The organism is Pseudomonas sp. BW7P1 (assembly GCF_024981055.1).
In the GTDB taxonomy this organism is placed as follows: domain Bacteria; phylum Pseudomonadota; class Gammaproteobacteria; order Pseudomonadales; family Pseudomonadaceae; genus Aquipseudomonas; species Aquipseudomonas bananamidigenes.
This window is the reverse complement of record NZ_CP103374.1, coordinates 396,637-411,171: the sequence shown is the minus strand read 5'-3', so window position 1 is coordinate 411,171 and position 14,535 is coordinate 396,637. Positions and strand designations below refer to the sequence as shown.

9 protein-coding genes and 1 pseudogene are annotated in these 14,535 nt (G+C 63.1%); 3 read left to right on the top strand and 7 right to left on the bottom strand.

The features are described from left to right. Positions 1–2: 2 nt before the first annotated feature. Positions 3–761 (top strand): slipin family protein, encoded by a 759-nt coding sequence (locus NWV16_RS01825; protein WP_409519317.1) that lies wholly within the window; start codon positions 3–5, stop codon positions 759–761. Here NWV16_RS01825 and NWV16_RS01820 read toward each other — a convergent pair. The 7 genes and pseudogenes from NWV16_RS01820 to NWV16_RS01790 all read right to left on the bottom strand — a co-directional run bounded on the left by NWV16_RS01820 (position 743) and on the right by NWV16_RS01790 (position 13,201). After that, positions 743–1,699: a sulfotransferase family protein gene (locus tag NWV16_RS01820; RefSeq protein WP_260521745.1), complete on the bottom strand. Its 957-nt coding sequence runs from the start codon at positions 1,697–1,699 to the stop codon at positions 743–745. The two genes, NWV16_RS01825 and NWV16_RS01820, sit on opposite strands and share 19 nt — an antisense overlap. Next, on the bottom strand, positions 1,687–2,472 hold the full coding sequence (locus NWV16_RS01815; protein WP_260521744.1) for an aspartyl/asparaginyl beta-hydroxylase domain-containing protein: 786 nt from the start codon (positions 2,470–2,472) through the stop codon (positions 1,687–1,689). Before NWV16_RS01815 ends, NWV16_RS01820 begins: the two co-directional genes overlap by 13 nt. Then, positions 2,469–2,627: pseudogene (locus NWV16_RS01810) on the bottom strand (adenylyl-sulfate kinase); the annotation flags it as partial. The gene NWV16_RS01815 and the pseudogene NWV16_RS01810, both read right to left, overlap by 4 nt. Further along, positions 2,620–4,134 carry a TolC family protein gene (locus tag NWV16_RS01805; RefSeq protein ID WP_260521743.1) on the bottom strand — a complete coding sequence of 505 codons (1,515 nt, stop codon included), beginning with the start codon at positions 4,132–4,134 and terminating at the stop codon, positions 2,620–2,622. The gene NWV16_RS01805 and the pseudogene NWV16_RS01810, both read right to left, overlap by 8 nt. A gap of 50 nt (positions 4,135–4,184) precedes the next feature. Then, positions 4,185–10,568: an Ig-like domain-containing protein gene (locus NWV16_RS01800; RefSeq protein WP_260521742.1), complete on the bottom strand. Its 6,384-nt coding sequence runs from the start codon at positions 10,566–10,568 to the stop codon at positions 4,185–4,187. A 53-nt stretch (positions 10,569–10,621) separates the two neighbouring features. Continuing rightward, on the bottom strand, positions 10,622–11,467 hold the full coding sequence (locus NWV16_RS01795) for a sulfotransferase (protein WP_260521741.1): 846 nt from the start codon (positions 11,465–11,467) through the stop codon (positions 10,622–10,624). 138 nt (positions 11,468–11,605) lie between these two features. Continuing rightward, a complete protein-coding gene (locus NWV16_RS01790) occupies positions 11,606–13,201 on the bottom strand; it encodes a glycosyltransferase family 39 protein (protein ID WP_260521740.1) in 1,596 nt (531 codons plus the stop codon). 241 nt (positions 13,202–13,442) lie between these two features. Between NWV16_RS01790 and NWV16_RS01785 the strand changes: the two genes are divergently transcribed. Together NWV16_RS01785 and NWV16_RS01780 are read left to right on the top strand one after the other, a co-directional pair. Continuing rightward, positions 13,443–14,030 (top strand): phage tail protein, encoded by a 588-nt coding sequence (locus tag NWV16_RS01785; RefSeq protein WP_065258091.1) that lies wholly within the window; start codon positions 13,443–13,445, stop codon positions 14,028–14,030. Between the two features lie 58 nt (positions 14,031–14,088). Beyond that, on the top strand, positions 14,089–14,400 hold the full coding sequence (locus NWV16_RS01780) for a DUF6916 family protein (RefSeq protein ID WP_260521739.1): 312 nt from the start codon (positions 14,089–14,091) through the stop codon (positions 14,398–14,400). Positions 14,401–14,535 lie beyond the last annotated feature (135 nt).

The following is a 14,535-nucleotide window of genomic DNA, read 5'->3' as shown; positions in this document are numbered from 1 at the left end:
TCATGGGTCTGCAAATCGGTTTTGTCGCGCTGCTGCTGTTGCTCATTGCCATGGCCGGCTCGACGTTTCGCATCCTGCGTGAATACGAACGGGGTGTAGTGTTCCAGCTCGGGCGCTTCTGGCAGGTCAAGGGGCCGGGGCTGATTCTGCTGATTCCGGTGGTACAGCAAATGGTCCGGGTCGATCTGCGCACCATCGTGCTCGATGTGCCACCGCAGGATGTGATCACCCGCGACAACGTTTCGGTCAAGGTCAACGCGGTGCTGTACTTCCGGGTACTCGACCCGCAGAAGGCGATCATCCAGGTCGAGGACTTTCTGACCGCCACCAGCCAATTGGCCCAGACCACACTGCGCGCAGTACTCGGCAAGCATGAACTGGACGAACTGCTGGCCGAGCGCGAACAGTTGAACATCGACATTCAGCAAGTGCTCGATGCCCAGACCGACGCCTGGGGCATCAAAGTCGCCAATGTCGAAATCAAACACGTCGACCTCAACGAATCGATGATCCGCGCCATCGCCAGGCAGGCTGAAGCCGAACGGGAACGGCGGGCCAAGGTGATCCACGCCGAAGGCGAATTGCAGGCCTCGGAAAAACTCATGCAGGCCGCCGAGATGCTCGGCCGCCAGCCCGGTGCCATGCAATTGCGCTACATGCAGACCCTGAGTTCGATTGCCGGTGACAAGAGTTCGACCATTGTCTTCCCGTTGCCGATCGAGTTGCTCAAGGGGATGGCGGATCAATCGGCCAAGACCTGAAGGCGCAGGCGCTCAAGCGCTTCATAGGGTGCCCGCGCACAACGCTCCACTTGCGCCCGTAACAGCGTTGAGGCTTCGCGGCGCTTGCTGTCGCCGTCGGCGACAAACATCTGAGACGGCTGTTTCGCATGCGGCGCAGAGCCTGCCAGGGCCTGTTCGCCTTGCGTGGCGTTCAGGCGGAAAAAACTCGCCAGACGTCCCGCCATGGCCTCGGGCAACTCGCTGTAATTCACCGCCAGACCGCCCGACTCTGCGCAATGCAAACGTCCGGCCTCCAGCAAGCGACCGAGTCGTCGGGCGATGAAGTCCTCACGCCCCACGAACGGCAAGCCATCGTCCAGCACACATTCACCGAGCATGTCCGGCACCATATGCATGCCCGGACGCCGCAGATGCGAGACGGCGATTTCCAGCGGATCGCGATAGACAAACAGCCACGGTGTATCGGGGAAACATGCCTGCAGCGACGGCCATTCGCCGATGTTCCAGGCATCGAGTTTGATCACCAGTCGTTGTTCCATGCCGCGCCGACGCTGTCCGTAGGCCGAGAGCAACCCTGCGATGGCTGCCCGACGTTCGACATCCGGCAGATCACTGCGCAGCAAGGTATCGAGGGGCGGAGGTTCCGAGATCACGATGTGATCATCGAGCCGCGCCAGCATCTGGCTGATCAACGTCGAACCGCAGCGCGAGGCATGCAGGATGAAAGCGCTCGGTGCCAGACCCGGGCTGACCGCTTGCCAATCGGCCAGCGTCGACAAGGGCGTTTGCCGACGAAACGCCTGATTGAACGGCAGTTGCAGCGCCTGCTCCACCGCCTCGCGAAAAAACGGCTGGCGCAGGGGCGATTCACCGAACCAGCACCAGTCGACCTGCCATTGCCCGGTGGCTTTCCAGATGCGGATCGGCAACCAGCCGTGCAGATTCAGACTCGCCATTGTTCGTTCCAGGAACGACGTCCCTTGCGCATCGCCGCCAGCAGTTCTTCCCGGGAGACAGACAAACCGCGCCCGGTGGCCAATGCCAGTGTCTGCTGGATAAACGCTTCGGGGTCGTGCAGTGCCTGCAAAGCTGCGGACAACGACGGATCCGCGACCAGCAGACGTTCAAAGCGCTGTAACGCCGAGTCTTGTGCATCAGGCTGCGGAGTGCTCGGCAGCCCCTCGGCAATCATCTGCTCCAGCCAGGCGCCGGGTCGGCAATCGAGTACCAGATGAATGCGCGCCGTGCTGTCGCGGTTGTCGACCCGATGCGGTCGCGCAAGATCCAGAAACCAGCACTCCCCTGCCGCCATCGGCATGCGCAAGCCATCGAGCCAGAAGTCCACGGCGGGCGGGCTGAGCAACGGGATGTGCAGTCGCCGGTCAGCGCCCGGTCCTTCAAGGTCGTAATCACGATGTTCATGGATCTGCCCGCCCGGTCCCAGGCGCAACAGTCGCGCACTGACGATCTCCAGCGGCAGTTCGCGCAAGGCCTGCTGCCAGCGACGGTCGTTCAGCCAAGGGGCACGCTGCACGGGTTCGGCGCTTCCCGGGGACAATTCGGTCAGGGCATCAGCGGCCGAGATCAGCGCCACCCCGCTCCAGTCGCCGGCGAAGTAGGCGGTGTTGAAATGACCACGCCAGGCATCGTCGGCAATCGCCGCCAGCGCCTGCAACAACAGCGGCAGATCCACCGTCACCGGCAGCCGCGAAAACGCTGGCCGGTTCATGTCCGGGGCAGTACTGCGGACTCGCCGAGCCAGGTCAGCAAACGATCCAGGCAGGCGTCGACCGACAGCGCTCCGGTGTCCAGCACCAGCGACGCCTCCACTGGCGGTTCGTAAGGAGCGGAAACGCCGGTGAAACCCGCCAGCACATCACTTCGCGGAGGCATGGGCCACCGGCACCGAAATATCCCCCGAGGCCCACGCCGCCTCGCGGTTGGCCAGCGCCGTGGCAATCGACTGCACTTCGGTCGACTGCACCTGATCCGGCAACGGATCGAGCCCGGCACTGGCGAAGATCTGACCGTAGGCATTGCGCAGATCGGCGTAGGACAGATCGCGACGCAAGTCCGCCTGCAGGTTGTTCAGTTCGCCCTGGATCAGATCCAGTTCGCCGATGCCCGCCGCCTGATGGCGGTTGCGCAACTGGCCGACGATTTGCCCGTCGATATCCGACAATTGCTGGTTGGTCTTGAACTGACGCAACGCCTCCTGATAGTTGGCGTTGGCCACGTACAACTGCGCCAGCACCGCAATCGACATGGCCTGACGGCGTGCGGTAGCGACTTCTTCGCCAGCCTTGGCCACATCGATGGCGGCCGGTGCGGAGATCACGTTGAACAGGTTCCAGGTCACCTTCACGCCATAGTCGGCCCAGCGATCGTTCACCAGAAACGAGTTGCTGTCGTAGTGCCCGCCGGCGGAAAACTCCAGGCCCGGCAACATGCGCAGCATGGCCTTGCGGGTTTCGGCGGCGCTGATCCGGGTCTGGTAATCCTGCTCACGCAGCTCCGGACGGCTGGTCAGGGCTTCCTGTTCCAGTTTGGCGATATCCACCTTGAGTTCCGGGATCTGATAACCGTCGTCGGTGGCCAACGTCAGGTTAGTGCCCATCGGCAGGTTGATCAGGGTCGCCAGCTCGGTTTTCGCCAGCGACAGTGCGCGGCGCTGTTCTTCCAGTTGCCGGGTGGCTTCGATCAGCGAACGCTGGTAGCCGAGGGACTGCACCGGATCGCCGATGCGTTGCTCGCTCATGCTTTCACTGTTGCGCCGGGCGCTGTCGACCCGCGCCATCAGGCTGTCGATCTGCTTGAGCAGACGCTCGGCCGCCATCGCCCGCCAATAGGCCGAGCGCACGTCCTGAACGATGGTGTTGATCACCTTGCGCCGGCGCTCCTGCACGATCAGGCGCTGGTCGCCCTGCTGTTTGGCGTTGATGTAGCTGACACCGAAATCGAGCACGTTCCAGACCATGGTCAGGTCGGCGACGTTGCGGTCGCGGTCCTGGGAGGTCGAGGGTTCCAGGGATTGGGTGCCGGTACGCACGCTCTGGCTGCTGGAAGCGCTGACGTTGTTGCGCCCGACGTAACCGGCGTCCAGCGCCATGCGCGGCAGCATGTCGAAACTGGCGAGGTCGAGCTGCCGCTTGGCCAGCGCTTCCTCCATGATCTTCAGGCGCCCTTCGAGGTTGTATTTCACCGCGCGGGCCATGGCCTGATGCAGGGTCAGCGGACCGCGCAGCGGTTCCTGGCCCTTGTACATGGTTTGCAGGTCGGCTTTGGCCCGTTGCTCGCTGACACTGCGCTCGATCGGTTCACTGGTGACTGCACATCCGCTGATCGCCAACGCCAGCAGGCTGGCGCCGAACAGTTTCTGACCTTTCTTCATCCCTGGATCGCCCCTTGGGTCCCGCATAATTGTTGAATTGTTCTGGTTGGTCAGGCCGGCATTTCGCTGATGCCGACCTGTTGCAGCGCCGCGGCCAGGTTATCCACCCGATGCTGCTCGCTGTCCTTGATCTGTTGCAGTTGCTGGCCCAGGGTCGGCGCGCCGAACACACCGCGCAGTCCCTGGGAGATATCGCCGCCCTTGAGCGAATGGCTGCCGAACGTGTTCAAGGAATCTCGCTCGGCAGCACTGTTCTGGTTGAAGAAACTCGACAGGGTGCTGCTGGCGAACACGCCGCCATCGCCACCGCCGAAGCCGAGGAAGCCATGGCCGGAACCGTCACCGCCGCTCTCGCTGCTGCCAAAGACCTGAGCGATGAAGCTTGGGCTCAAGGCACCGTGGTTGATGAAGATGTCACCCAGAGGACGCAGGCCGTTACCCAATACCCGCTGCTCGAACAGCGGCGCAAAGGTCAACGGTGAACCGAGGTCACCGGTGGGTGGCGCAAAGACCAGCGGTTGCAGCGGCACGTTCGGCAGCGGTGGCTGCACGACCGGGTCGCTGCTGCGGAACTCAGGGTCCGGCGGCACCACGACGAGCGGTGAAGTCGGCGAAACGGCAGGCACCGTGTTGATCACATAGTTGCCCGACTGACTGATTCCGCTGCCACTGTTGCCCGACAGGTCGCTGACCCCGGCGCTGTTGACGCTGATCGCATTGCTGGCGCTGTTGACGTTGGCGTTCGGCGTGAGAGTCGCGGTCCAGGTCTTGCCACCATCGCTGCTGCTCAGGTTGGACAAGGTGCCGTTGGCCACGCTGATGTCCGACAGGTCGAAACCGGTGACCGCCTCATTGAAGGAAATGATCACCTGCGAGGTCTGGCCGATGCCCAGATTCGGATTGGCGACCACAACCGTGGCGGTCGGCCGTTCACTGTCGAGGGCGTAATTGTTCGACACCGCCACCGTGCTGCCGGCATTGCCCGCCAGATCAGTGACGTTGCTGGTGTCCAGGGCAATGAAATTGCTCGGGTCGGTGACATTCGCGGTCGGCGTGAACGTCGCGGTCCAGGTCTTGCCGCCGTCGCTGCTGCTCAGGTTGCTCAGATCCCCGTTGGTCACGCTCAGGTCCGACAGATCGAAGTTGTTCACCGCCTCGCTGAAGGTAAAGGTGACCGTGGTGGTCTGGCCGATGCCCAGGTGCGGGTTGGCGACCACAATGCTCACCGTCGGCCGGGTGGCGTCGAGGATGTAGTTGTTGGAAATGGCGATGCTCGCGCCGAGGTTGCCGGCCAGGTCCTGGACGCCGCCGGTGTCGATCAGGATCAGGTTGGTCGGGTCGTTGACGTTGGCTGTCGGCGTGAAGGTCGCGGTCCAGGTCACGCCGCCGTCGCTGCTGGCCAGGTTCGACAACGAACCGTTGGCGACACTGATGTCCCCCAGGTCGAACCCGATCACCGCTTCGCTGAAGGTGATGGTCACGGTGGTGGTTTCACCGATGCCCAGGCGATTGTCGGCGACCACGATCGTGGCGGTCGGCAGCGCGGTGTCGATGGCGAAGTTATTGGAGTCGGTCGTACCGATGCCGCTGTTGCCCGACAGATTGGTCACGCCGGCGTTGTTCAGGGTGATCAGGTTGGTGGCGTCAGTGACATTGGCCGTCGGGGTGAACGTCGCGGTCCAGGTGATACCGCCGTCGCTGCTGCTGACGTTGCTCAATGTGCCGTTGGCGATGGTCAGGTCGCTGTTGTCGAAACCGCTCACCGCTTCGCTGAAGGTGATGGTCACCAGCGAGGTTTCCCCGGCCTTGAGCGAAGTGTCGGCCACCACGATGGTGGCGGTCGGCACCTGGGTCTGCACCTGGTAGTTGGCCGAGCTGGTGGTGCCGGTGCCGCTGTTGCCGGCCAGGTCGGCGATGCCGGTATTGTTCAGGACAATCAGGTTGGTGAGATCGGTGACACCGATATTCGGGGTGAACGTGGCCGTCCAGGTAACGCCACCGTCGCTCGACGTCACATTGCTCAAGGTGCCGTTGGCGACGCTCAGGTCCGAGTTGTCGAAACCGGTCACGGCCTCACTGAAGGTAATGGTCACCAGCGCCGTTTCGCCGGGGCGCAAATCGCTGTCGCTCATGACAATGGTGGCCGTCGGGCGCTGACTGTCGACCGCGTAGTTGTTGGAGTCGGTGGTGCCGCTGCCGGCGTTGCCCGCCAGGTCGGCGATGCCGGTGTTGTCCAGGGTGATCACGTTGGTGGTGTCGGTGATCCCCGCCGCCGGAGTGAAGGTCGCGGTCCAGGTGATACCGCCGTCACTGCTGCTGACAGCACTCAATGTGCCGTTGGCGATGGTCAGGTCGGCGTTGGTGAAACCGGTCACCGCTTCGCTGAAGGTGATGGTCACCAGCGAGGTCTGGCCGACGCCCAGTGCGGTATCGGCGACCACGATGGTTGCGGTCGGACGCTGGGTATCGATGGCGTAGTTGTTGGAATCCGTGGTGCCGACACCGGCGTTGCCGGACAGGTTCTGGACGCCGCTGTTGTCCAGCGTGATCACGTTGGTGGTGTCGGTGATGTTGCTGGTCGGCGTGAAGGTCGCGGTCCAGGTAATACCGCCGTCGCTGCTGCTGACCGCACTCAACGTACCGTTGGCGATGGTCAGGTCGGCGTTGGTGAAACCGGTCACCGCTTCGCTGAAGGTGATGGTCACCATCGACGTTTCACCGATCTTCAGACTGGGGTCGGACACGATGATGGTCGCGGTCGGCACCATTGTATCGATGGTGTAGTTGTTGGAGCTGGTCGTGCCGCTGCCGGCATTGCCGGCCAGATCGGCGATGCCGGTATTGGCCAGCGTGATCACGTTGGTCGCGTCGTTGACGCCCAGGTTCGGCGTGAAGGTCGCGGTCCAGGTGATGCCGCCGTCGCTGCTGCTGACCGCCGTCAGCGTGCCGTTGGCAATCGTCAGGTCGGCGTTGGTGAACCCGCTGACCGCTTCGCTGAAGGTGATGGTCACCAATGAGGTTTCGCCGGCAGTGAGGTTGCTGTCGGCGACCACGATGGTCGCGGTTGGCCGCACCGTATCAATCGCGTAATTGTTGGAATCGGTGGTGCCGCTGCCGGCGTTGCCCGCCAGATCGACGATGCCGGTGTTATCCAGGGTAATCAGGTTGGTGGTGTCAGTGATGCTGGCGCTCGGCGTGAACGTCGCCGTCCAGGTGATGCCGCCGTCGCTGCTGCTGACTGCGCTCAACGTGCCGTTGGCGACCGTCAGGTCAGCGTTGGTGAACCCGCTGACCGCTTCGCTGAAGGTGATGGTCACCAGCGAGGTTTCACCGATCCGCAGGTTGTTGTCGGCCACCACGATGGTCGCGGTCGGACGCTGGGTGTCGATGGCGTAATTGTTCGAATTGGTGGTACCGCTGCCGGCGTTGCCGTTCAGGTCAGCGATGCCGGTGTTGTCCAGGGTAATCAGGTTGGTCGCGTCGGTGATGCTGGCGGTCGGCGTGAACGTCGCCGTCCAGGTGATGCCACCGTCGCTGCTGCTGACCGCGCTCAATGTGCCGTTGGCGACGGTCAGGTCGGCGTTGGTGAAGCCGGTCACCGCCTCGCTGAAGGTGATGGTCACCAGTGAGGTTTCACCGATTTTCAGGTTGTTGTCGGCCACCACGATGGTCGCGGTTGGTCGTGCGGTGTCGATGGCGTAGTTGTTGGAGTTGGTGGTGCCGCTGCCGGCGTTGCCGGCCAGGTCACTGACCCCGGTGTTGTCCAGCGTCACCAGGTTGGAGGTGTTGGTGATGTTGGCGGTCGGCGTGAGCGTGGCGGTCCAGGTGATGCCACCGTCGCTGCTGCTCAGGCCGTTCAGGGTGCCGTTGGCCACCGTCAGGTCGGCGGTGGTGAAACCGCTGACCGCTTCACTGAAGGTGATGGTCACCAGCGAGGTCTCGCCCGCCGTCAGATTGCTGTCAGCGACGACAATGGTTGCGGTCGGGCGCACCGTATCGATCACGTAGTTGGCCGAGTCGGTGGTGCCGCTGCCGGCGTTGCCGGCCAGGTCGGCAATACCGGTGTTGTCCAGAGTGATGACGTTGGTGGTGTCGGTGATGCTGGCGGTCGGGGTGAACGTCGCGGTCCAGGTAATGCCGCCGTCGCTGCTGCTCACCGCGCTGAGCGTACCGTTGGCGATAGTCAGGTCGGCGTTGGTGAAACCGGTCACCGCTTCGCTGAACGTGAAGGTCACCAGCGAGGTGTCGCCAATCTTCAGCGCGGTATCCGACATCGCGATGCTGACGGTCGGCCGCGCGGTATCGATGGTGTAGTTGGCGGAACTGGTAGTGCCGACTCCCGCCACGCCGTCGTTGATCGCGGTCACGCCGGTGTTGTCCAGGGTGATCAGGTTGGTGGCGTCGGTGATGTTGTTGGTCGGCGTGAAGGTCGCCGTCCAGGTGATGCCGCCGTCGCTGCTGCTCACGGCGCTCAGCGTACCGTTGGCAATGGTCAGGTCGGCGTTGGTGAAGCCGGTCACCGCGCGGCTGAAGGTGATGGTCACCAGCGAGGTTTCGCCGATTTTCAGCGCCGTGTCCGACATCACAATCGTGGCGGTTGGCGGTTCCACATAAGCGGTGTTCAGGGTGCCACCGTTGTTGTAGATCGCTGCAAAAGCCAACGGCACGGAACCCGTGACGCCGCCCCCCAGCTCCAGACCACCGGAGCCGCTGCCCGCCGCGTTGCCGCTGATCGCACTGAAGTTGGAGGCGGTAATCAGTACCGTGCCGCCCTGGTTCCAGATCGCACCGACCCCGCGTCCGCCGTCACCGCCATTCTGGTTGTTGCTCCCCTGACCGCTGCCGCCGCCGCCACCGCCGCCCGCACCGATGTTATTGCTGATGACCGACGTGCCGACGATTTTCAGGGTCCCGGTAGAAGCGTTGTAAATGCCGCCGGCGGCGTTACCGCCCGCGCCGCCGACCTTGTCCCAGCCGGAGCCGCCACCGCCGCCACCGATGGAAATCGTGCCGTTGTTGGCCGTGCCGCCGTTGCCGCCGTTGCTGTAATACGACACGCCGACGCCGCCCGCACCACCGGTGGTGGAACCGCCGCGCCCGCCCATGTGCGTTGCGTCATAACCGCCGCCGTAGCCGCCGACGCCACCGCTGCCGGCCTGGCCACCCAGCGTACCGGTGCCCGGCCCGGCAGTACCGCCATGGCCGCCGCCCTGGCCGCCAAGACCGCCGCCACCGCCGCCGCCACCACCGTAGTTGGCGGCGGTGACACCCCCGCCACCGCCACCACCCGCGGCTGCGTTGCCGGTGACCGAAACATTGTTCAGCGTGAGTATGCCGGCGTTGAAGATCCCGCCGCCCATGGCGCCGGTGGCGCTATAGCCGCCATTGCCGCCGTTGCCGGAAACGAGGCCGCGAGTGATGACCAGCCCGTCCAGCGTCACCGTGCTGCCGGAGGTGATTTCCACCACACGGGTCCTGTACTGGCCGTCGAGAGTCACGTCCGCGACGCCGTCGTTGTTCAGGTCGCCGTCGACCGTGATGTTCTTGTTGATCAGCAATTCCGAGGTGAGCTGCACCGTCATCCCGCTGCTGAAGGTCACGATGTCGCCGTTCTGCGCCGAAGCCAACGCTGCCCGCAGCGAGCCGACGCCGGTGTTCAGGTTATTGGTCGCGGTCCAGGTGGCCAGGCCCCACTGGTATTCGCTCATCGCCTGCGCCGAAAGTACGTTGGCACTTTCGATCTTGCCGGTGGCGATCTCCAGATCCCAGTCGCCGCCCACCCCGGTGCGGTTGTTCGATGCCGCGACGTCGCGACCGGTCATTTGCGCCAGGGAATCGACGAAGCTCAGTCCACGGTCACCCTCGGCGGTGTAGCAGCCATAGATCAGGATGTCGCCGCCGACGTTCATGTCCTTGCCGATCTCTGCCAGCACCGCGCTGCGTTGCGCGACGTTGTCCGCCGAAAGGTAGCTGTTACCCAGCCACAGGTCACCCGCGTTGCCGTGGGCGATGATCTGCACCGAGCTGACGCCCGAGTGCTGGTCGAGATAGTCGGCGATCTGCTGCAAGCCGTCCTTGCTCGCGTCGAGCCTGACCACTTGTGTACCGGGAGCGACGCCTTTGAGCAGGCTGTCGGCATCCTTGACCCGGGCATCGACGAACACCACGGTCTGGCCCGGCACGGCAACCGGGCTGGCGGCGGGTGTGGCGTCCGCCTGGCCGTGGGTGTCCTTGCTGGCCACCGGATGATCGGCGGTCGGCGCCTTGGCGGCATCGGCGGTGGGGTGGCTGTCGGGCTGGGCTGCAGCAGTATCGGCCACAGTGGCCGCGACCGCGCCGTCGAACAGCATGCGCGGCTCCAGCGACATGATCAGCGGCGCAGCCAGCGTCCGTTGGCCCTCGGTTACCCGCGACTTTTGCTTGCTCCACCACATGTTGCTCACCCGGACTCGAACAGTTGTAAACGCATCAATGAAAAACGCCGCGATCAACTGATCGCGGCGTCGGACTTCATACGAATCACATTGGCAGCGCTGGCCGAGCCATCGAGCCAAAAGGACAGATCGGCGTATTGCTTGAACAGATCCGGCGGCAGGATCGTGCGCCGGGACTCCAGGGCGACCCTGGGTTTGACCTTGTGCAGACCGGCCACACCAAGAGCCTGATCGAACTCCGGCGCGTCATAGGCCAAGTGTTCGAAATCGTGCTCGAACCAAGGCTCGCCGATGAAGTCGTAAACCAGCCGCAGCACCCGCTCCGGGGCCTGGGTCAACAAATCGTAATCGACGATCAGCAGCGAGTCGGCATGCTCGCCGTAATAGGCTTCCTTGAGCGCCGCCCAGGCAAAACCCACCAGGCGGTTGCGCTGGGCCAGGGTTTCGCAGCGGCTGTAGACCGTGTTGCGCTCGACGGCATCGCCGAACAGCTTGGTGTTTTCGTAGGGGTTGGCGCGGTACAGCCGCTCCAGGCTGTCCATCACCCAGGCGACGTTGCGCACGCAGGCAATGACCCTGGCTTTGGGAAACAGATCGTTGATCGCCGGCAGGCGCGCGCTCCACTGACGGTTGGTGTCGAACACCACCTGTTTGTCGGCCTTGTCGGCGTAGTAGGAGTCGAACAGGCCGCGCAACAGACGACGGCGCATGTCGGTGTCGATCACCGCGCCGAATTCGCTGCCGGCGCTGCATTGTTCGAGAACACCGGAGAACAGCGCACCGACCGGACTGGTCATGCCGGCATGAAAGCGCGGGTTCTGCAAAAGGATCGCAGAAAGGAGGGTCGAGCCTGAGCGCGGCAAGCCGGAGATAAAGTGGAACTGCTGCAATCCCTTCACCTTACTTTGTAAGTCCTTTTGTCCGACGAGCGTAGTCCAACAAAGCCCTTTCGACTAGTAGTGTTTTGACATCAACATAGAGCAAAACGGACTTGCCAGACCTTTTTTTATTGCCAGCCGTAAGGTGAAGCGTTTAAGTCACCCCCCGTTGGTACGATCGTCCTTTTCCAGTACGAAAAGTCGCGCTTGCGCCCCGCCGGCATTGAACTGTTCACGTAACTGCCAGGTCTTGGGCAGCGGCAGGAACGGGTCCGGGACTTCCGGATCCAGATCGCCGATCAGCCAGACCCGGGAACTGCCCTGCGGCAGTTCCGCAAGACGATCCAGATACACCTCGTCGGACACCAGCGTGCCAAATCCGTAACGGTTCGGACGGGTCGAACGACCCTCGACAGTCGGTGGTGTAAACAGCCGCACTTGAGCATCGGTGCGGTTGTAATAGACATAACTCAAGTACCAGAGCATGTCGCTGGTGACGATCCGGTCGCCGCTGATGAAGTGGTGGTTGATGTGCTCGACCATGACATTGAACTGATCATTCGGATCGACCGTGGCGTTGGTGTTCACACCGACCATTTCGATGCCGACAAATGCCACCAGCATCGCCAGCGCCCATACGCGAGCGCGGCTGTACAAGCGGTCGATGGCCAGCGCTGCCAGCATCGGAAGGCCCAACGCGTAGGCTGTCAGATATCGGTCAACAAACACCGGAGTGATGAACGACACGGCGAACACCAGAAACAACGGTACCCCGGTGTAGAGCGCCAGCAATACGCTGCCATGGTTCACACTGCGATCGCGGGTGACGGCCACGCCCGCCAGCACCAGCATGGCCAGCGGCATGCCGCAGAACAGCAGCAACGGAAGATGATCGCCCTCGCTCAGGGTCAGCCAGAGCCAGATCATCGACGGCAGTGACGACAGGGTCACCGGGTCTTCCCAGCCCACATCGTTCCCGACCTTGAGTTCAACCATGTGTCGCGTCAGATCGAGCAGGTTCGGCAGCCACGGCAGGTAGAGCGCGACGATCGCCAGATTAGCCAGCCACCAGTCGCGGCGCTGGATATGCCTCAGACGATACCCCGGCAACAGGCGGATCAGCCCGAGGTACAGCCAGTGGCTCAACGCCGCCAGCACAGCAAAGTAGTGGGTGTACAACGCCGCGCTCATCAGCAGGGCGTAGAGCACCAGATACCGTCGACGCTGCGGGCGTCTGACCCAGCAGATCAGCGCCAGGGTGGTGCCGACCAGCAGCAGGCCGAGCAGCGAGTACATGCGCACATCCTGGCTGTAGCCAACGGCGGTCGGCAACAGCGCCAGCAGTACCCCGGCGATGATCGCCGCGCGGCGGGTCGCCAGATGATCGACCAGGCACATGCCCACACCGACTGCGGCAACACCCGCCATGGCGCTGAGACTACGAATCGACTGAATGCTTTCGCCAAACAGGCCGACCCAGCCATGCAGCAGCATGAAGTACAACGGAGGGTGAACATCATACGCCGCGTGCTCCCAGATGCCGCTCAGCGAATAACGCGCCAGCAATACACTCGAACCTTCGTCGCCCCAGATCGCGGTAGCGGTCAGGCCATAGAACCGCACGGCTGTCGCCAGCAGCAGAATCGGTATCAGCCACTGTCGACGGACCCAGCGCAGCAGACGCCGGACACCGGCATTCGGTGCGGCAAACGGATCCTGGGTATCCCCCAGCGGAGTCTCGCGACGGACTTCCATCAAGCTTCCCTTAGATTTTTCCGAGTACAGAACAGCTTCGATCATTGCGCTCACTGTAGGCCAGCGGCGAAGCCGACGCGCGACCGCGACGACGTCCGGCAAGTCCGCCGATCCGGGTCTACGCTACGGCTTGGCGTGACCTGCCCGCGCAAGCGGCGGGTGTCGTCGGAGTCTTTCACCGGCCCCGACAACACAGGCTAACGCGCGGCGCGCCAACCACATAACAGAAGGATGAGGAACCATGGAAGTCTTTATGGGTACGATTCAACCGTTCGCCTTCAACTTCGCCCCCAACGGCTGGGCCCTGTGCAATGGACAGACCCTGTCCATTGCACAATACAACGCGCTGTTCGCGTTGCTGGGCACCTACTACGGCGGCAACGGCACGACCAACTTTCAGTTGCCCAACTTGCAGGGGCGCGTGCCAATGGCCCAGGGCAACGGTCTGGGCCTGACGCCGCGTGTCATCGGCCAGGTGGCCGGAACCGAAAGCGTCACCGCCACCATTGCCAACATGCCCAACCACACCCACGCGATGACCGGCCTGAGCGCCAACACCGCGCTGCAACTGGCCGTTCCGGCAAGCAATCCGGCGACCGTGCCGACCGCCACCAATTCCTACATCGGCGCCTCCGGCGGCGGCCCTGGCTCGGCGAACATCTATTCCGACGCCCAGGGCGCCACGCCAGTGCCGATCAAAGGCCTGACCACCACCGTCACCGGAGACATTTCGTCCACCGGCGGCAGCCAGCCGCTGGGCATCATGAACCCTTTCCTGGTGCTCAACTTCAGCGTTGCCCTGAACGGCCTCTTCCCGTCGCGCAACTGAGTGATCGTCCGGGGGCCCCGAGCCCCCGGACGTTTCGTTTTCTCTCTGGAGTCAGACCATGTTGCAATCGGTTCAGATCGAACACCTCCAGCCGTTGCTGGGGCAACAACGCACACTGCACCTGCCGGATGGCACGGCGCTGCCGATTCTCCTCGCCCACCTCGAAGAGGTCCCGTCGGCAAAAATGCGCTACAGCGAACGCATGCCCTTCTGCCTCGAATTCAACAGCCTGGTGCCGACGGAATTCGTCGACGGCCTGTGTGCACTGGAGCTGCCGGAGTTCGGCCGGTTGGAGGATATTTTCGTGTCCCGGGTACCGGCCATGGGGCGGGATTCGCAGTTGGGGTATTTCTGCATTTCATTCAACTGATACCCCGGACAGAATCTACGCCAAACCTTGTAGGCAAAAGATGTAGGAGCAAAACCGGATCCTTGTAGTCCGGGGACTTAAACCAATTTATTGGGAAACGTCCGACATCATTTCCCCGATCACCTTGTTAGCGTT